This window comes from Myxococcus sp. CA056 (assembly GCF_013336715.1).
GTDB classification, from domain to species: domain Bacteria; phylum Myxococcota; class Myxococcia; order Myxococcales; family Myxococcaceae; genus Myxococcus; species Myxococcus llanfairpwllgwyngyllgogerychwyrndrobwllllantysiliogogogochensis.
On the sequence record NZ_JABUMT010000003.1, the window covers coordinates 957622 to 976725 of the forward strand.

12 protein-coding genes are annotated in these 19104 nt (G+C 68.9%); 3 read left to right on the forward strand and 9 right to left on the reverse strand.

Features of this window, described 5'->3' with window-relative positions; all coding sequences use genetic code 11:
• Positions 1 to 130: 130 nt before the first annotated feature.
• Positions 131 to 253, reverse strand: coding sequence for a hypothetical protein (locus tag HUA76_RS46080; RefSeq protein ID WP_256433081.1), 123 nt, complete (start codon positions 251 to 253; stop codon positions 131 to 133).
• Between HUA76_RS46080 and HUA76_RS18415 the strand changes: the two genes are divergently transcribed.
• The 3 genes from HUA76_RS18415 to HUA76_RS18425 all read left to right on the forward strand — a co-directional run bounded on the left by HUA76_RS18415 (position 252) and on the right by HUA76_RS18425 (position 5277).
• Positions 252 to 2666, forward strand: a complete 2415-nt coding sequence (locus HUA76_RS18415; RefSeq protein ID WP_254614276.1) for a glycogen/starch/alpha-glucan phosphorylase — start codon at positions 252 to 254, stop codon at positions 2664 to 2666. The two genes, HUA76_RS46080 and HUA76_RS18415, sit on opposite strands and share 2 nt — an antisense overlap.
• 349 nt (positions 2667 to 3015) lie before the next feature.
• Positions 3016 to 4122, forward strand: a complete 1107-nt coding sequence (locus HUA76_RS18420) for a triacylglycerol lipase (RefSeq protein ID WP_174461587.1) — start codon at positions 3016 to 3018, stop codon at positions 4120 to 4122.
• An 81-nt stretch (positions 4123 to 4203) separates the two neighbouring features.
• Positions 4204 to 5277 (forward strand): hypothetical protein, encoded by a 1074-nt coding sequence (locus HUA76_RS18425; protein ID WP_174461588.1) that lies wholly within the window; start codon positions 4204 to 4206, stop codon positions 5275 to 5277.
• Positions 5278 to 5284: 7 nt separating this feature from the next.
• Here the strand turns inward: HUA76_RS18425 and HUA76_RS18430 are convergent, their stop codons facing one another.
• The 8 genes from HUA76_RS18430 to HUA76_RS18465 all read right to left on the reverse strand — a co-directional run bounded on the left by HUA76_RS18430 (position 5285) and on the right by HUA76_RS18465 (position 19017).
• Positions 5285 to 6376 (reverse strand): hypothetical protein, encoded by a 1092-nt coding sequence (locus HUA76_RS18430; RefSeq protein ID WP_174461589.1) that lies wholly within the window; start codon positions 6374 to 6376, stop codon positions 5285 to 5287.
• A 120-nt stretch (positions 6377 to 6496) separates the two neighbouring features.
• On the reverse strand, positions 6497 to 7255 hold the full coding sequence (locus HUA76_RS18435; RefSeq protein ID WP_141645396.1) for an ABC transporter ATP-binding protein: 759 nt from the start codon (positions 7253 to 7255) through the stop codon (positions 6497 to 6499).
• On the reverse strand, positions 7252 to 8226 hold the full coding sequence (locus HUA76_RS18440) for an iron chelate uptake ABC transporter family permease subunit (protein WP_371823492.1): 975 nt from the start codon (positions 8224 to 8226) through the stop codon (positions 7252 to 7254). Before HUA76_RS18440 ends, HUA76_RS18435 begins: the two co-directional genes overlap by 4 nt.
• Complete coding sequence (locus HUA76_RS18445; RefSeq protein ID WP_174461590.1) at positions 8216 to 9178, reverse strand: iron chelate uptake ABC transporter family permease subunit; 963 nt, start codon at positions 9176 to 9178, stop codon at positions 8216 to 8218. Before HUA76_RS18445 ends, HUA76_RS18440 begins: the two co-directional genes overlap by 11 nt.
• A gap of 12 nt (positions 9179 to 9190) precedes the next feature.
• Complete coding sequence (locus HUA76_RS18450) at positions 9191 to 10192, reverse strand: siderophore ABC transporter substrate-binding protein (protein WP_174461591.1); 1002 nt, start codon at positions 10190 to 10192, stop codon at positions 9191 to 9193.
• 169 nt (positions 10193 to 10361) lie between these two features.
• Complete coding sequence (locus HUA76_RS18455; protein WP_141645393.1) at positions 10362 to 12314, reverse strand: M3 family metallopeptidase; 1953 nt, start codon at positions 12312 to 12314, stop codon at positions 10362 to 10364.
• A gap of 202 nt (positions 12315 to 12516) precedes the next feature.
• Positions 12517 to 18045, reverse strand: coding sequence for a lamin tail domain-containing protein (locus HUA76_RS18460; protein ID WP_174461592.1), 5529 nt, complete (start codon positions 18043 to 18045; stop codon positions 12517 to 12519).
• A gap of 168 nt (positions 18046 to 18213) precedes the next feature.
• Positions 18214 to 19017: an SDR family oxidoreductase gene (locus HUA76_RS18465; RefSeq protein ID WP_174452978.1), complete on the reverse strand. Its 804-nt coding sequence runs from the start codon at positions 19015 to 19017 to the stop codon at positions 18214 to 18216.
• Positions 19018 to 19104 lie beyond the last annotated feature (87 nt).

Here is a 19104-nt window from a genome sequence, read left to right on the forward strand (position 1 = left end):
CGCTTCGCTCCTGGACGTCCCAGGTCCTTCCCAGGGAGCATCCCTCCCCTTCCTGGCTCCGCGCTTTCCCATGCGACGTCCGCCAGGGCTGCGCTACCCTGACACCCCGCATCAGCCTTCCCACCCGAAGTCACACCCGGATGGAGACCTCTCGCGACATGGCCTCTCCCGCCTCCGCTTCCCCGCAGTCCCGTCCCGCGGCGTCGAACTCGAATGACGACAGCGGCCGCACCGGGAGCGACGCGACGTCCATGCGCCGCTCGTTCCTGGACCACGTGCGCTACTCGCGTGGGAAGAACTACGAGACGTCCACCGCGCACGACCGCTTCATGGCGCTGTCCCTCGCGGTGCGAGACAGGCTGGCGGACCGCTGGGTCCGCACCGCGCGCACCTACTACGAGAAGGACGTCAAACGCGCCTACTACCTGTCCGCGGAGTACCTGCTGGGTCGGGCGCTGGGAAACAACCTGTTGAGCCTGGGCATGCACGACGCCGCGTCCGAGGCCATGCGCGAGGTGGGGGTGGACCTCACCAACCTCCTGGAGATGGAGCCGGACGCGGGCCTGGGCAACGGCGGCCTGGGGCGCCTGGCGGCGTGCTTCCTGGACTCGCTGGCGACGCTCGGCTACCCCGGCATGGGGTACGGCATCCGCTACGAGTTCGGCATCTTCACGCAGGACATCGTCAACGGCTACCAGGTGGAGCGCGCCGACGAGTGGCTCAAGTTCGGCAACCCGTGGGAAATCGTCCGGCCGGAGAAGGCGGTGCCGGTGCGCTTCTTCGGGCGGGTGGAGCACCACCAGGGTCCGGACGGCAAGCCCGTGGCGCGCTGGGTGGGTGGCAAGACGGTGGTGGGCGTCCCCTACGACACGCCCATCGCCGGCTACCACAACGACACCGTCAACACCCTGCGGCTGTGGCAGGCGCGCGCGTCCGAGGAGTTCGACCTGCTGCTCTTCAACGCGGGCGACTACGAGCGCTCCGTCGTCGAGAAGAACGACTCGGAGGTCATCTCCAAGGTCCTCTATCCGAACGACGCGTTCCAGGCGGGCAAGGAGCTGCGCCTCAAGCAGCAGTACTTCTTCGTCGCGTGCTCCATCGCCGACATCGTCCGGCGCTTCCTGAAGAACCACACGGACTTCAGGGACTTCCCCAAGAAGGCGGCCATCCAGCTCAACGACACGCACCCGGCCATCGGCGTGGCGGAGCTGATGCGCGTGCTGGTGGACGAGAAGCGGCTGCCCTGGGACGAGGCCTGGTCGATTACGCAGGCGGTGTTCGGCTACACGAACCACACGCTCCTGGCGGAGGCGATGGAGAAGTGGCCGGCGACGCTATTCGAGCGGCTCTTGCCCCGTCACCTGGAGCTCATCTACGAAATCAACCAGCGCTTCCTGCGCCAGGTGCAGATTCGCTACCCCTATGACCAGGAGAAGCAGCGGCGGATGAGCCTGGTGGAGGAGGGCCCGGAGAAGAAGATTCGCATGGCCCACCTGGCGGTGGTGGGCAGCCACAGCATCAACGGCGTGGCCGCGCTGCACACGGACCTGCTGCGCCGGGACGTGCTGCCGGACTTCGCGGCCATGTACCCGGAGCGCTTCAACAACAAGACGAACGGCGTGACGCCGCGCCGGTGGCTGGCGTGGTGCAACCCGCGCCTGTCCAAGCTGATTACCTCCCGCATCGGCGAGGGCTGGGCGACGAACCTGGACAAGCTGCGCGAATTGGAGCCGCACGCGGAGGACCCGGCCTTCCGCAAGGCGTTCCGCGAGGTGAAGCGCGCCAACAAGGAAGACCTGTCCCAGCACATCCGGGACCTCCGCTCGGTGCGGCTCAACCCCGACGCCATCTTCGACGTGCAGATCAAGCGCCTGCACGAGTACAAGCGGCAGCTGCTCGACGCGGTGCACATCGTCGCGCTGTGGATGCGGGCGCGCAGGGACCCGAGCACCATCATCCACCCGCGCGCGTTCCTCTTCGGCGCCAAGGCGGCGCCGGGCTACCACCTGGCGAAGCTGACCATCCGGCTCATCAACGGCATCGCCGAGGTGGTCAACAGCGACGCGGGCACGACGGGGCTGCAAGTGGTCTTCGCCCCCAACTACCGGGTGAGCCTGGCCGAGCGCATCATCCCGGCGGCGGATGTGTCCGAGCAGATTTCGACGGCGGGCATGGAGGCCTCTGGCACGGGCAACATGAAGCTGATGCTCAACGGCGCATTGACGCTGGGCACGCTGGACGGCGCCAACGTGGAGATTCGCGAGGCGGTGGGCGACGAGAACTTCTTCCTCTTCGGCCTCACCGCCGATGAAGTGATTGCCCGCAAGCGCGCCGGCTACCGGCCGCGCGACGAGTACGAGAAGAACCTGGAGCTGCGCGAGGCGCTGGACCTCATCTCCACCGGCTTCTTCTCCCCGGAGGACCGCGCCCTCTACAAGCCGCTGGTGGACAGCCTGCTGGAAGAGGACCGCTACCTGGTGCTGGCGGACTTCGCGGCCTACGCGGCGAAGCAGGATGAGGTCGTCCGCGCCTACCAGGACGCCGAGGGCTGGACGCGCAAGTGCATCATCAACGTGGCGCGCGCCGGCATCTTCTCCTCGGACCGCACCATCAAGCAGTACGCGGAAGAAATCTGGCGCATCCAGCAGACGCCCGTGGAGCCGTAAGGCCGCGCCGCGCCCCCCGTTGACCGCTCCGGCGACGGGGGGCGATCCGCCCGTGTGAAGCGAGTCGCGACGCGACGCGCAACAATTGACGCATTGAGACAGCGCACCGCGCAATCACACACAACGCAGTGCGCCAGCAAACAGACGGCTCGCCGCGTGAAGCCAACGCAGCGCGACGTGTTGACTCTGGAATCAATCCTGAGGCACTGATCTCCCGGTTCTTCGGGATTCGCTCGGTCGTGGGGTTGGGCTGAGTCGCAGGGTGCCTCTGAGTGAGGCCGGCTCCCGGGGTTCTGTTCCGACGTGCATCGGTTGCAGCAGGCGTTCCTCCCAAAGCCAGGAGTCCCCCATGAAACAACAGCCGCTGTTCCTTGCAGTCCTGACGCTCGGTGTCCTGGGCGTCGTCAGTCCGGCCACCGCCGCGGAGAAGACCACCTACCCCGTCGTGTTCGCGCATGGCTTGGGAGGCTTCGACGACATCCTCGGGTATGACTACTGGGGTGACGACTACGGCACCTTCGTGGGTGACCCGTGCAACGAGCTGTTCGAGACGTCGTGCAACAGCGGCCTGAACAGCGGGCAGCGCGCCTTCGCCGCGGCGGTGCCGCCGGTGCAGAGCTCCGACGTGCGCGGCCTGGACCTGGCCAATGACGTGGAGGGCTTCATGGCCACCGCGGGCTCGTCCTACGTGAATCTGGTGGGCCACTCGCAGGGTGGCATTGACGTGCGCAAGGCCGCGCGCGTGCTGCGCGAGCGCAAGGGCTACACGGTGGTGAAGGCGCTGGTGAGCGTGTCCTCGCCGCACCGTGGCTCGCCGGTCGCCAAGTACATCCTGGACCTGGGGCCGGGCATCACCAGCGTGCTGGACGCGCTGTTCCGCTTCTACGGCGACGTCGTCTATGCCCCGGGCAATGACGGCTACGCGGCGGTGAAGGCGCTCATCTACAACGACGCGGACGCGAACGACGGGAAGACGACGGGCGCGAAGGCCTTCAACATCGCCAACCCCATCAACGCGTCCTACGCGTCCCACTACGCGTCGCTCATCACCGCGCAGCAGGGGCTGAGCGTGAACCCCGCGCTGTTCGTGGTGCGTGAGTTCCTGTTCGACATCGACGGCGACGGCGCTTGCGCCGATGACTGCGACAACGACGGCGCCGGCGGCAAGGGCGACGGCAACCGGTCCGAGCAGGATGACGACGGCCTGGTGGGCATCAACTCGCAGCAGATGGGCTACCGGCTGCGCTACACGGAGCGCCTGGGCTCGGACCTCATCGCCCAGGACTCCGCGCTGGGCTACGTGTCCAACATCAACGCGCCCAGCGCGCTGCAGTCGACCTCCATGTCCAGCGTCATCAACCAGGACCACCTGGACGTCATCGGCCTGGGGCCCGACACGTTCAGCGAGATGGAGTTCTACGCGGCCATCATCGACTACATCGCGAAGGTCGACTGACCCCGCGCTGAGTCGTCCATCGCCGGGAGGCCCGTCATCTGGCCTCCCGGCGTTCTTCACCGTGCCCCAGGGAGTGGATTCATGCGACAGCGCACGAAGGTCTTGCTGGTGAGCGCGGTGGCCGTGGCGTGTGGCGTGCTGGGCTGGGGCCTGGTCCGGCCCACCGGGGCGGTTGTCCCGCCCACGACGCTCGCCTCGCCGTCCACTTCCGGCGCGGCCACGCGGCAGGCCCCTGTCACGGCCCGTCCCTCGGCCGTCACCGCGCCACCCGTGATGCCCTCCCCTGCCCCAGTGCCCGGTGCCGTGGACGCGGAGCTGGAGGCGCTCGCGACGTCGCTGCGAGAGAAGTACGGGGCGAAGCTCCACGAGCCATATCTCCAGATACGGATGGTGGAGGAGCTGATGCGCTTCTTCCAGGAGCGCTTCCCGGACCGCTGGGAGCAGGAGCTCTTGGCCTTCCTCAAGGCGAACTTCCCGGAGCACTACGACACGCTGGCGGCGATGCTGCGCAACCGCGTGGACTACGAGAAGTGGGTCCGGGACAGCGAGTCGTACTTGAGAGGGCTGGGCGACACGGAGCGCCGCGCGGCGACGTGGGACGCGCGCCACCGCCTCTTCGGCAAGGAGAACGCCGAGCGCATCTGGGCGTCGGAGCGGAAGAACCAGGCCATCGCGGACACGCTGCGGACGCTCGGCGCGCAGGAAGGCGTGAGCCTGGAGAAGAAGCTGTCCACCTACAAGGAGCGCCTCCAGGAGGTGCACGGTGAGCAGGCCGCGGCCTACGTGGAGCGCCACCAGCAGGAGCTGATGAACCGCTTCCTGGACCTGCCCTCCGTGCAGACGGACCTGGGCGCCATGCCGGCCGACGAGCGCGCCAGGAGCCTGCGCTCGGTCCGCAAGGAGATGGGCCTGGACGACGAGGCCCTCCAGCGCTGGGACACGTTGGACCAGAGCCGGGACGCCCGCTGGGACGCGGGCGCGAAGTACATGGCGGAGCGGGAGGCGCTCGCGAAGGAGCTGTCCGGAGAGGCGCTGGAGGCGAAGCTGGTGGAGCTTCGCGCGCGCTACTTCGGCGGTGAGGCGGAGACGATTGGACAGGAAGAGGCCGGTGGCTTCCTGCGCTTCACCCGCCCCCGGCAGTGGGGACGCAACTGACGACGCCTCAGAGCGGTGAGTCGCCCCCTGTGCCAGGGACGGGAGGCTCCACCGGCAGAGGCAGCAGTGCCGGGGTCAACTGATGGCGCTGCTTGAAGCGCGTCCACTCCTCAATGAACCCCTCCAGCTCCTCGTGGCTGGGCCCCGAAAGCCCATCGAGAAGCATCCGGGTCATGAGTTCCTCCTGGGTCGGCGCCCTTCGCGGCGGGAGCTTCTCTCCAAAGCGCTCACGGAGCAGGCTGAAGGCACGGGGTACCCAGCCCGGGGGTCCGTCCAGGGTGAGCGCTGTCTCGAGCGCGCGTGCGGCCCTCAGGTCCACCTCCTTGTCCGCATGCCCCCGCAGGGCCTTGAGCATCATGGGAAGGGCCCGGTCCAGCGGAGGGCGCTCGACGAACCCCCGCGCCAGTTGCTCGCGCTGCGCGCCGGTCAACACCACGGGAGTCCTGACGCGTCCATCGTAGAACGCGCGGGCCGAGTCCCCCTCCGGCACCAGCCCGTACAACCCATCCCAGCGCGTCGCGGGATGCGCGGACACGCGCACCTGCCAGTCCACCCGCGCCGCCTCCAGATTCCCGCTCCGCCCCACGATGCGCTCCTGCGTCCACTTCTCGTGCGCGTTCCTCGCGAGCGTCACCGCGCGGCGATAGGCCTCCAGGTCATCATTGCTCGCCGGATAGCGCGTCCCGTACGACTTCGCCACGGCGCGCCACTTGCCGGCCCTGTGCGTCAGGAACGCCACCACCGCGAGCCCTTTCTCGAAGCGAGCGGGTGCCGGACACGCCAGTTCAATCCAATGCACCTCAAGCTGTTCGCCCTGACGGGCATTCCCCTTCCACGCCTCGCGGACGCGCAGGCGCGCGACATGGCCCGATTCCCAGTCCTCCTTTTGAGCGCGCTCGCGTTCATCCTTCGGCAACGGCCATGCCTCCTCGACGTCCGCCCACACCACCCACTCGGCCTCCTCGGTCAGTCCCCAGAGCGTCTCCGGGGGAATGGGGTAGGCCTGGGCGCGAGGCCCCGGAATGAACAGCGCCGCCAACACCAGCGCCATCAACCGAGGGGCGTTCCTGAAACCCCTCTCGAAATCGGACTCATGCACGGGTCGCTCTCCTCTCGAGTCACCGGAGGCTCTCCCATCCACGCTCGCGCGGAGTCATGCCGACCGCATGCCTCCATCATCCTTTCATCATGAGCCCGCGAGGCAATAAGCCGCGCGACGTCAGCGGTAATGCGTGGCAATCCAGTCGCCATTGATTTGCTGGATGGCGATCTCCAAATCATAGACAGCCCGCAGCACGTCCGGCCGCATGATGTCTTCCGAGCGCCCCTGGAACGCGACCTTGCCGTCCCGCATCGCGATGAGGTGGTCGGAGTAGCAGGACGCGAAGTTGAGGTCGTGCAGCACCAGCACGAAGCTCTTGCCCAGCGTGTTGGCGGCCGTCCGCAGCTGCTTCATCATCGACACCGCGTGCTTCAAGTCCAGGCCGTTGAGCGGCTCGTCCAGGAGGACGTAGTCCGTGTCCTGGCAGAGCACCATGGCCACGAAGGCCCGCTGACGCTGGCCGCCCGACAGCTCGTCCAGGAACCGCGCCGAGAGCGCCTCCAGGCCCATGTGCTGAATCGCGCGCTCGACGTGCTCCTGGTCCTTCACCGTGGGCCGCCCCTTCGAGTGGGGATAGCGGCCGAACGTCACCAGCTCGCGCACCGTCAGTCGTGAGGTGAGGTGGTTGTCCTGACGCAAGATGGCCAGCCGCCGGGCGAGTTCGTCTCCCGGCGTGGTGACGACGTCCAGCCCATCCACCAGCACGTTGCCGGAGGACATGGGCAACACGCGGGAAATCATCGACAGCAGCGTCGACTTGCCCGCGCCATTGGGGCCGATGATGGAGGTGATGCCACCGACGGGAAAACGCAGGGAGACGTCGTCCACGACGAGCGTAGGGCCGTAGCGCTTCGTGACGTTCTTCGCCTCGATCATCTCGGGGACTTCCTCATGAGCATCGTGATGAACACCAGCCCGCCCACGAACTCGATGATGACGCGCGGGTTGGTGTCGAAGGCGAAGACCTGCTCCAGGACGACCTGTCCGGCGACCAGCGCCACCGCGGCGACCAGCGCGGCGGCGGGCAGGATGAGCGCGTGCTTGTACGTGCGCACCAGCGCATGCGCCAGATTGGAGACCAGCAGGCCGAAGAACGTCACCGGCCCCACCAGCGCGCTCGACACGGAGACGAGGATGGCCACCAGCACCAGGGTGAGCGCCACCGTCCGCTGGTAGTCCACACCCAGGTTGATGGCCGTCTCCTTCCCCAGCACCAGGACATCGAAGGTGCGCAGCATCCGGAATCCCAGGATGGACACGCCCAACGTCAGGAGGAACGAGACGACGAGCAGCTCCTGGTCCGGGTTGTTGAAGCTCGCGAAGAAGCGGTCCTGGAGGAAGATGAACTCGTTGGGGTCGATGAGGCGCTGGAGGAAGGACGACAGGCTCCGGAACAACACCCCCAGCACCACGCCCGTCAGGAGCACCAGGTGCAGGCTGCGCCGGGCCCCGCCGAACATCCCCCAGTACAGCAGCCCCGAGAAGGCCACCATGATGAGGACCTCCACGCCGAACAGGAGCCGGGGGTCCAGGCTCGCCACCGTGCCAGAGCCCAGGAAGAAGAGCAGGCACGTCTGGATGAGCACGTAGAGGTTGTCGAACCCAAGAATCGCGGGCGTGAGCACGCGGTTGCCCGTCACCGTCTGGAAGAGCACCGTGGAGACCGCGATGGCGTAGCCCACCAGGAGCGCCGTCGCCAGCTTCCGCCCCCGGAACGGCAGGACGAAGTCCCACTGCCCGCCCACGTCGATGAGCATGAACAGGGCCGCGCAGGCCATCGCCACGCACCCGAGGATGAACAGGGTGCGCTCGGGCCGCCTCACCACCACGAGGCCGTCAGCCGACACGGGCGTCCCTCCTCAGCAGGAGGAAGAGGAAGAGCCCGCTGCCAATGACTCCGGCGATGGTCGCCCCCGGAATCTCGTACGGGAAGCGCACCACGCGGCCGATGATGTCGCAGAGCAGGACGAAGCCCGCGCCCCCCACCGCCACCCAGGGAATGGACTTTCGAGCGTTGTCTCCCATGAACAGGCTGACGACGTTCGGCACCAGCAGCCCCAGGAAGGGAATCATTCCCACGGTGACCACCACCATCGCGGTGACCAGGGAGACGATGACGAGCCCCAGCGCGACGATGCGCGAGTAGCGCAGTCCCAGGTTGGTGGTGAAGGACTCCCCCATGCCCACGACAGTGAAGCGGTCCGCCGCCACATAGGCGCACAGCGTGAGGACCAGCGTCACCCAGAGCAGCTCGTAGCGACCGCGCAAGACGGTGGAGAAGTCGCCCGTCTTCCACGCGTTGACCGACTGGAGCAGATCGAACCGGTAGGCGAAGAAGGTCGTCACCGAATCGAAGACGCTGCCCAGCACCAGGCCCACCAGCGGCACGATGAGCACCGAGCGCATGGGGATGCGGCGCAGGATGAGCAGGAAGAGCGCCGTCCCCGCCAGGGCGAAGCAAGCCGCGACGAGCATCTTCCCGAGTACGGGAAGCTGAGGGGCCAGGGCCGTGGCGGCCAGCACTCCCAGGCTCGCGGACTCCGCCGACCCCGCCGTCGCGGGCTCCACGAAGCGATTGCGCGCGAGCATCTGCATCAACAGCCCCGCCACCCCCAGCGACGTCCCCACCAGCATGACGGCCAGGAGCCGGGGGATGCGGCTGATGACCAACACCTGGAGGGCGCGCTCGTCGGAGCTCGGCGAGAAGAGCGAGTCCCACGACACGTTGCTGACGCCAATGAACAGGCTGACCAGGGCCAGCAGGGCAATGACGGCGGCGGCGGCGATGAAGCGTTTCACGACCCGGGCAGCCTACTGGGCCCGCGCGGAGTAGGCGTCCGCAATCTGGCTCCGCAGGGCATTCACCGCCTGGATGCCACCGCCAATGAGATAGGTCGTCAGGGGGTCCAGGTAGACGACCTGCCCCGACTTCCAGGCCGTGGTCTGCTGGACCAGCTCGTTGTCGAGCACCTTCTGGGCCCCACCCTGCTGGCCCATGCCCGCGTCACGGTCAATCACGAAGAGCCAGTCGGGGTTCTTCTCCCGGATGAACTCCGAGCCGATGACCTCACCGTGCAGCGACGCGCTGAGCCCCTCGGCGGCCACCGGCACGCCGAAGTCACCGTGGATGACGCCGAAGCGCGAACCCGGACCATAGGCGCTGATGCGGCCCCCGGTGACGAGCACCACCAGCCCCTTGCCTCGGCCCGCCGTCGTCTCCTTCAGCTTCGCGATGGACTCCCGCAGCTGGGCCACCAGCGCACGGGCCTTCTCTTCCTTGCCGAAGATGCTCGCCAGCAGCTCCGTGTTGGCCACCACCGTGTCGATGTAATTCACACCGCCCATCGGCAGGTCGACGGTGGGGGCGATTTTCGACAGGCTCGCGTACTTCGCGCTGGAGCGTCCCCCGGTGATGATGAGGTCCGGCTTCGCGGCGTGGATGGCCTCGTAGTCGGGCTCGAACAGCGTCCCCATGCGCAGGTACTTCGCGTCGGCGAACGGCGCCAGATGGTGGGGGAACTGGTCACCCGCGACGCCGAGCACGCCCACTTCCAGCGCCTGCAGGATGTCCAGGGCGACCAGGTCGAAGACCACGACACGCTGGGGATTCAGCGGGACGACGGTGGTCCCCTGGCCGTGCTTGAAGGTCCGGCCTTGTGCTTCCAGCACCGCGGGGGCCTGGGCCACCGGCGCGGGCGCGGACTCCGAGGAGGAGCCGCCCTGGAGCTTCACGGCGATCGCTACGGCGGCCACCACGGCGACGACACCGAGAATCGCGAAGAGGGGAAAGGGACGCCTGTCAGGTGTGCTCACGGTTTCATCCAGCCAGTGCCCGCGGAACGGAAAGACCCAGGTCGCGGGCCGACGCCGCCTCACATACCAGTCCGTGCACGGACACGCACTACTTGATTCTGCAAATCAATATCGAAGTGTAGGCCCAGCGGGGGCGCCCGGAATGGCGCCCCCCTTCACGCCCTGACGCTCACGCCGCCTTGTTCAGCCAGGCCTCGTACGCGTGGAAGTCGTAGTCGCGACCCAGGAAGGCATGCACCAGCCTGGCCGCGTCGTCCGAACCGCCCGGCTCCAGCACCGCGCGCCGGTACGCCTGCGCGGGCTCGGGGGACAACATCCCCTGCTTCTGGAACACGGTGAAGAGGTCCTTGGCGATGACCAGCGACCACATATACGTGTAGTAGTTGGACGAGTACCCCTCCAGGTGCCCAAAGGACAGGTGGAAGTACGTGCCCTCCACGTAGGGGAACGGCGTGTACGTGCCCTGGAGTTCCCTCACCAGCGCGGTGGCGTCCAGGCCCGCCGGGTCCCTCCGGTAGATTTCCAGGCTGAGCGCCGCGTAGAACATCTGCTGGCGCACCCACAGGCCCTTGCCGAACTCCTCCGCGCTGCGCATCCGCGTCACCATCTCCGCCGGCAGCGGCTCGCCCGTCTGGTAGTGCTTCGCGAACGTCTGGAGGCTCGCCGTGTCGCGCGCCCACTCCTCCAGCATCTGCGACGGCGCCTCCACGAAGTCCCACTCCGTGCGCACGCCGGACACGCCCGCCCAGCGCGTGTGGCCGCCGAAGATGTGGTGCAGCAGGTGGCCGAACTCGTGGAGGAACGTCTCCACGTCGTCATGCTGGAGCAGCGCGGGCTCCGTGCCGGGCTTGGGGAAGTTGCACATCAGCACGCCCTCGGGCAGCCGGCGGTCGGACTTGCCACTGGTGAGGGTGAACTGCGCGGCGTGCTTGTACTTGTCCGCGCGCGGGTGCATGTCCAGGTAGAAGCGGCCCTTCACCGTGCCGCCCTCCAGCACGTCGTAGGCCTCCACGTCCGGGTGCCACACCGTGGCGTCCTGGATGCGCCGGTACGTCACGCCGAACATCCGCGCCGTCAAATCCAGCATGCCCTGCTTCACGCGCGTGTATTCGAAGTACGGGCGCACCGCCTGCGAGTCGAAGGCGTACTGCTCCGCCTTGATGCGGTCCTCCAGGTACGCCTGGTCCCACGGGTCCACGCGCGCGGCACCCGGCACGTCCCGGCGCTTGCGCTCCAGGAGCAGGGCGTAGTCGCGCTGCATGCGCGCGCCGGACGCGTCGGAAATCTTCGCGATGAAGTCCGCGGCGGCCTGCTCGTCGCGAATCATCTTGTCCTCCGTCGCGAAGGCCGCCCAGTTGCGGTAGCCCAGCAGCGTGGCCAGCTCGTGACGGCGCGCCACCATGCGCTCCAGCACGTCCGTGTTGCTGGGGTGGCCCCGCATGCGGAAGGCCCGCCACATCTGCTCGCGCGCCTTCGCGTCGCGCGAGTACGTCATGAAGGGGATGATGTCCGGATAGTCGGTGGTGATGCTCACCTGACCGTCCGCGCCCGGGGGATGGGCCCGGACGTAGTCGTCAGGCAGCCCGTCCAGCGCGGAGGGCGGCAGGGACACCGCGCGCGTGTCCTGGAGCATGTTGCGGCTGAACTCCTGGCCAATGCGGACCAGCTCATCGTTGAGCGCCTTCACCCGCGCGCGGGTGGCGTCATCGCGGTCCACGCCGGAGCGGCGGAAGTCGCGCAGCACCTTCTCCATCCATTTGCGCGTCTGCGCGTCCTGGCCGGAGAGGTCCAACGAGGCGAGCACGTCGTAGACGCCCCGGTCCATGCGGATGTCGGTGGCGAGCGTCTCCAGCTCCTGCTCGGCGGCCTCGGCGGCCTCGCGCATGGCGGCCTCCGGGTGGGAGTGCCGCGCGACGCTCGCGCGGGCCCCCGCATCGTCCAGCGAGGCCATGGCCTCGTCGTACAGCTCCAGCACCTGGACCACGTCGAAGGGGGCGCGAAGCGCCTTGAGGCGGGCGATTCCGGCGCGGGTGGCCTCCATGGCGGCTTCACCGGAGCGTCGGAACTCGGCGGGCGGACAGGTGATGAGGCGGACGGCGTCGGGGACAGGCGTTTCAGGCACGGGCTGCTCTCCTGGGCGTGCTGCTGACGGGAAGTGTGCGCCGCAAAGGTAATCCGCCCGCCGCCTCCGGGCAGCAGCCTTTGATGGCCGGACGGCACTCTGGCCGACAGTGGGCCCGCCGCGCCTGAGCCTCGGAAGACAGGGAGGCCGCCCCGGCGTACAGCCAGGACGGCCTCCCGTACCGCTCAGGATGTCCCGCGGACTACGGCCGCTCGGTCCCGCTCAGGGAGTTCTGCGGCTGGCGGCCGGTGCGAACCACGAAGTCCGCGCTGTTGTTGTTCAAATCGGAACCGTTGCCCCGGCTCGCGTCGGAGCCGCCCTCCGCCATGGTGGCCTGCGTCGACGTGGGCAGCGCCTTGCGCTCGATGCTGCCGCCCGCCGCCGGGTGGAACGGACCGGCCGCGGAGCCCTCCGGCGAGTTCGCCGTCCCCCACCCCAGCTTGTCCACCTCGATGGGCGAGGGCGTCGTCAAATTCCGGCCGATTCGGACATGGCCGCCCGCCGTCGTGGAGGCCGACAGGTCGAAGCCGGACCACGTCGCATCCGCAGCCAGCGCTCCGGTTCCGGTGTAGCCCGTGTGCGCGAGCAGGAAGTAGCCATGCGCCGGGATGACCTTGCCCGCGGGAATCACGAAAGTGCCCGTGTACGTGGAGCCGGCCGCCGACTTGTACTGCAGCATCCAGCCGCTCAGGTCCACGTCCTGGTTCGTCGGGTTGTGCAGCTCAACGAACTCGTCCGTCTGGGACGTCGCGCCACGTCCGCTGACCTCGCTGATGACCACGTGGTCCGCCACCGGGATGACCTCGTCCACCGTTACGGTGCCGTAGATCGCCGGCACCCCAGGCGCGACGACGCCGTTCTGGTCGCAGTAGACCCACGCGTCAGCGCCCGCCGGGCCGCGCGTGAAGCGGTAGCGGAAGCCGTAGAGGAAGCTCCCGTTCGTGGGAATCTGGAGGGTGGCCAACATCTCGTCGTCGTTGCCGCCGAGCGCGCCGTAGCTGGGGTTCGGCGTCGCGGGCACCCACGTCCAGGACTCCGGGGCGTTGGCGTCCGTGCCGTAGCCCAGCTCCGAGACGAGGTACGGGAAGTGGTCATTGCCCGCCGTGCTGCGCGTCGTCACCTGCGGCTCGTAGACGCGGCTGGTGACCTCATGGGAGGAGCCGCGCGCGATGACCGCCGGGAACGACTTGGGGGACTCGATGGCGCAGAACTCCACGGGCGGCTGGATGTCCACGCCGCACGTCTCGTTGGGCAGGCCCGGCGTGCCCCGGTCTCCGCCCGACAGCTCGTCGTTGGACGCGCACCAGAACCAGGAGTAGCGGCTCGCGGTGCTGCCCACCAGCTCCGAGGACAGGCTCAGGGAGCGGCCCGCCACCAGCGGGAACTCCTCGTCGTAGGTGAGGTCGTCCATCACCACGCCATTGACGCGCAGGGACAGCTGGCCCGTGCTCTCCAGCTCCAGGGCGTTCCCATAGCCGTAGTCCGCGTCCACGCCACCGTTGGTGGCGAGGTCCGGGTTGCTCGCCAGCACCAGGATGCCGCGCGCCGGCAGCACCACGGCCGCGCCCGGGCCCTTGTCCACCGAGACGGTGGTCGTGGCCGAGGAGATGAGCGAGAGGCCGTTGATGTTGAGCAGCGCGTCGGACGTGCTCGTCACTTCGATGTACTCCGTCGTGCCAGTGCTCGGGGAGGCCATGACCTCGGTGATGATGAGCGTGCGCTCTCCGGGCGCCGCCGCCGTGGTGCACGCCGCCTGGTAGCAGACGGCATCCACACCGGTGCACGCTGACGCGGTGGGCACGTAAACGCACGTCGGCTCACCGGCCAGAATCTCGCAGGTGGCCTCATACGTCACCACCTCCACGCCCGACTCGGAGCACTCGGGCGCACGGGGCGCGCACACCTGGCTGCCACACGCGCTGGGCAGGTCCAGGGAGGTGGTCGTCAGCGGGCTGGAGTTCCCCGCGCCGTCCACCACGCGCACCGCGAAGTAGTACGTGCGGCCCACCGCGAGGCCCGCGACGGTCGCCTCCTCCTGCGCTCCAGGCAGGCCCGGCGTGCCCGTGGGCACCACCACGGCCACCTCGAAGTTCGTCTCGTTCAGCGGCGCCAGGCCGTAGCGCAGCTGGTAGGACGAGGCCTGGCCCAGCTGGCCGTCGTCGCCCGTGGCGACCCAGCGCAGCCTCACAGAGTCAGCGCCCACCACGCTCGCCTCGAGCGTGGCCACCGGCGAGGGCACCTGGTCGTCGATGATGGACAGCGCCCTGGAGGCGGCCGGCAGGCTCGCGTCGGACACGGAGGCGGTCAGCGTGTAGTCCCCCTCCTGGGCCACCGAGAGCGTGGTGAAGCGCGCCACGCCCGCGACGGCCGTGGCGGTGACGTCACCGTCGAGCACACCGCCGCCCGAGAGCGAGAGCGTCACCACCGGGGCACCACTGGACGAGGTGTTGCCGAACTCGTCCTGTACGGCCACGCTCACCGCGGCGAGCACCTGGCGCACCGAAGCCGAGCCCGGTGCGGACACGAAGCCCAGCCGCGCCGGGGCAGCGGCGTCCACCGTCACCTCGCGCGCCGCCGACACCGCGAGCGCGGCGTCCGTGAAGGTGACGGTCTGCGTGCCCGCGGTGCGCAGGGCAATGGTGAAGCCATGCTCCCCCTGGTCCGCCGCGGTGAACGTGTGGGCGGTGAGCGGCCCCGCGTTGGCATCCGTCGCCGACGGCTGCACCGTGCCCACGTAGTCGCGGGACAGGTTGTCGAAGCGGTCCCTCGCGCTGACGGAGAACACATGGGCGACACCGGCCGTCAGGGACTCTGTCACCGCCGACACGCGCAGCGCGGTGGCCACGCCGGCGCTCACCGTCACGGCCTCGGAGGCGGACAACGTCGCCTGCTGGGTGTCCACGGCGGACAGCGTGGTCGCCTGCGCCTGGGCGAACGTCACGCTGAAGACGTGCCGGCCCGCATCCGTCTCGGTGAAGGTGTACGGCCCCGGAACCGTGGCCCCGGGGTCCTGCGCCACGCTCAGCGCCACCGTGCCTCGATAGCCGGCGGCCTGATTGCCATACGCATCCACCAGCGTCACCGTCGCGCTCACCGACTGACCGGCGGCCGGAGACGCCGTCGACAGCACCAGCGACAGCGACTCCGCGTTCCCCGGGGACACCTGCGTGCTCCGGGTGATGGACAGTGCCCCGCCCACTTCCGCCACGGTGATGGAGCGCTCGCCGGCGCTCTCCAGCGTCACGCTGAACGTGAAGCGGCCCGCATCCCCGGCGGTGAACACGTGCTCGGGAGGCAGCGTGGCGCGAGGGTCGTCCGAGGCGAAGTCCACCTCGCCGGTGTAGCCCGTGACGAGGTTGCCAAAGCGGTCCCTCACGCTGAGGGTCAGCGTGTGACTGCCACCCGCCGCCGCCTGCGTCGGCAGCCCCTCCAGGTCCAGGTGGTGGGCGGCGTCGTTCGTCACCTCCACCTCCATGAAGGCCGTGAGCTGCGCGTTGGCGGTGTCGGTCGCCGTCACCCGGCGGAGGCCCATGTTGGCCAGCACGACGTCGGAGAAGACGTGGCGTCCCTGGTCCTGCGCGGTGAAGGTGTAGTCGCCGGGCAGCTCCGCCTCCGGGTCCGTGGACGTGAAGCGCACGGTGCCCGAGTAGCCCTTGGCCACGTTGTCGAAGCCGTCGAACGCCGTCACCTCCACGCTCTGTGACTGGCCGGCGATGACGGGCGCCACGAGCCCCGTGAGCGCCAGTCGGGACGCCGCTCCCGCCTCGATGACGAACTCATCGCTCTGCACCGTCAGCCCGTTGGCGCTGGCGGAGAAGCGATAGGTGCCCGCGCGGTCGATGCGCAGGTCGGAGAAGAGGGCCACGCCAGAGGCGGCGGAGACCTGCTTCGGCTCGAAGCCCGAGCCCCCCACCAACGACAGCGTCACCGGCAGGCTGGCCGTGGTGACGACCTCGCCCTGCGCGTTCTGGAGGGAGACTCGCACGCCCGCAAGCGACACGCCCGCGGTCCCATTCACCGGCTGCGTGGTGAAGGCCAGCTGCGTCACCTCGGCGTTCAGCGTCTGGAAGGACAGGCTGTTGGAGAGCGCGGAGTTGCCGCGGTTGTCCGTCACCCGCAGCGCGACATGGTACGTCTGGTTCGCGACCAGGTCGGTGACCTGCGCGGACTCGGCGGTGCCTGGCTCGGCGGGAGCATTCACGCCCCCCACCGGCGTCGCCGCGTCGAACTCCGCGTCGGTGAGGATGGGGGACAGCGAGTAGCGCAACGTCTGCGACGTCGCCCGGCCCACGCTGCCGTCATCACCCACGGCCACCCACGTCACCGTCGCCGACTCCGTGCCGAGCGTCCCCAGCGAGAGCACGGGCCGAGCGGGCGGCACGTCATCGACGACCGAGATGGCGGTGCTGCTCGCCTCCGTCAGTCCCGTCGCGCTCGCCCGGAGGTGATAGCTGCCCTCCGTGCTCACCCGCAGCCCGGTGAAGCGAGCCACGCCCTCCACTGGCGCGACCTCCTGAACCCCGGAGAGGTCGCCTGTTTCCACCAGCGACACCGCCACGGGAGGAGCCCCCACCGCCGAGAGGTTTCCAAAGGCATCCCGCAGGGACACCTCCACGGGAGACAACACTGCGCTCGTCGAGGCCGACGCGGGCACCTGGGTGAACACCAGCGCCGACGCCTCCCCCGCCACCACGCCCACGTCCTGCTGGGCGCGCAGCGCGGCGACACTCACATCCTGAAGAGTGACCTGATGGCTGCCCGCGCGCTTGAGGACAACCCCCGTGAAGGTGAAGCGCCCCGCATCCGTCTGGGTGAAGGCATGGGGCCCGGGCAGCGAGGCCGTGGCATCCGTGGAGCTCACGGACAGCGTGCCGGTGTAGTTCGTGGCCACGTTGTCGAAGGCGTCACGCACCGTCACCTGCGCCGAGCGCGCCGCGCCCGCGACGGCGGTGGACTCCAACCCGTCGATGTCCAGCGAAGCCGCCGCGGCCGGAGCCACGGAGAACTCGGCGCTCGTCGCATCTTCCATCCCCGCCGCCGACGCCTTGAGCTGGAAGTTCGCGCCGGCCTTCTTCAGCACCACGTCCGTGAAGCTCGCCGTGCCACCCACCGGCGTCACCGTGAGCGTGCCCTCCAGCGCGACATCCCCTGGGTTCGCCGCCAGGGACAACGTCACCGCCGCCGTCGCGCCCAGGACGGGGCGACCTTGAGCGTCGCGGAAGCGCACGTTCAGGCCGGTGATGGGCGCGCCCGCCGTGGCCTCCACCGGCGCGGGGATGAACTCCAGCCGCGTGGCCACCAGCGCGACGAAGTTGAACGAGGGCCGGGAGGCCAACACCACCGCGCCCCCTTCGGCCGCGACGGAGACCGTCACCCGCTTGGTCCCCGCGTGGGCCGTCACCACGGTCGCCACGGCGACGCCCTGGCTGTTCGTCTGTCCCGGCTGCAACACCAGGTTGCCGTCGCCCTCCACCGCCACCGTCACCGTGCGCCCCGCGAGCGCGGTGCCGTTCTTGCTCCTCACTGTGACAGTGACCGTGCCCTGGTCCGCGCCGTCCGCCAGCACGTCCCTCGCCGGCGTCAGGACCACCGTGGATGCGGTGGCGTCCGGCAACGTCGAGGGCGTGGGCAGGGGCTGCGGATCCGGGTCATCACCACAGCCAACGAACAGGCCAAGACACAGCGCGGCCAGCCCGAGGAGTCGGGCTGACGGGGCAAGGCGTACGGACATGCGGATCTCCGGGATGCGAGCTGTCCCCCCCAGGGAAGACTCCACTCGCGGGTTGCAATGCCTTGTACCAGACATCGCCACCCGCCACGTAGACCCAGGCCACAAGTTTGCAATTACAACAAATTTCACAGAGGAGGTCGTGAGCACCCCATCCCCCTCTGTGTCGGGCTACATCCCGATGGCCGCCATGAGCGCGGCGCCGCCCAACAGGGACTGGCCGCCATCGCAGACCATGATGGAGCCGGTGATGTAGGACGCGGCCTCCGAGGACAGGAAGAGGGCCAGCCGCGAGATGTCCGCCTTGGTGCCGAAGCGCTGGAGCGGCAGGGCCTGGGCGAGCTTCTGGTGGCCCTCCTCGCTGGGGGCCAGGCGGCGCATGCCCTCGGTGTCCTCGATGGGGCCGGGGGTAATCGCGTTGACGCGCACGCCGGCGCCGCCCCACTCGAGCGCCAGCACGCGGGTGAGCATGTCCACGCCGGCCTTTGCGGCGCACACATGGGCCTGCATGGCCATGGGCAGGTACGCCTGGGGCGCGGAGATGTTGATGATGCTGGCGCCGGGCTTGCGCAGGTGTTCGAAGCCGGCGCGACAGAGGTTGAAGGTGCCCAGCACGTCGATGTCCATGACGGCCTTGAAGCCGTTGGAGGACATGCCCAGGGCCGGTGCGGGGAAGTTGCCGGCGGCGCCACAGATGAGGATGTCCATCTCACCGTACGCGTCGCGCACCGTCTGGAGCGCCTTCTCCACGGAGGCGTAGTCGCGCACGTCCGCGGCCACCCCCATGGCGGTGCCGTGGGCCTGGAGGCCCTTCACCGCGCCCTCCAATTTCTCCACATTGCGACCGTTGATGGCCACCTTGGCCCCCGCCTTCACGAACGCCTCGGCGATGCCGAGGTTGATGCCGCTGCTGCCGCCCGAGATGAACGCCACCTTGCCCGCCAGCAGCCCGTCCTTGAACACGCCTTCAGCCATGACTCGTCTCCTGTGGAAGCAACCGGGCGGCGACTTGACCAGAACCTGCCGCACTGCGTCCACGGGCGCGTGAGGACGGGCGCGATG

What these genes read in the sequence shown, in the direction of transcription:
- HUA76_RS18415 (WP_254614276.1), top strand. Translation starts at nt 252, where the DNA reads ATGCGCCGCTCGTTCCTGGACCACGTGCGCTACTCGCGTGGGAAGAAC.
- HUA76_RS46080 (WP_256433081.1), bottom strand. Translation starts at nt 253, where the DNA reads ATGGACGTCGCGTCGCTCCCGGTGCGGCCGCTGTCGTCATTCGAGTTC.
- HUA76_RS18420 (WP_174461587.1), top strand. Translation starts at nt 3,016, where the DNA reads ATGAAACAACAGCCGCTGTTCCTTGCAGTCCTGACGCTCGGTGTCCTG.
- HUA76_RS18425 (WP_174461588.1), top strand. Translation starts at nt 4,204, where the DNA reads ATGCGACAGCGCACGAAGGTCTTGCTGGTGAGCGCGGTGGCCGTGGCG.
- HUA76_RS18435 (WP_141645396.1), bottom strand. Translation starts at nt 7,255, where the DNA reads ATGATCGAGGCGAAGAACGTCACGAAGCGCTACGGCCCTACGCTCGTC.
- HUA76_RS18460 (WP_174461592.1), bottom strand. Translation starts at nt 18,045, where the DNA reads ATGTCCGTACGCCTTGCCCCGTCAGCCCGACTCCTCGGGCTGGCCGCG.
- HUA76_RS18465 (WP_174452978.1), bottom strand. Translation starts at nt 19,017, where the DNA reads ATGGCTGAAGGCGTGTTCAAGGACGGGCTGCTGGCGGGCAAGGTGGCG.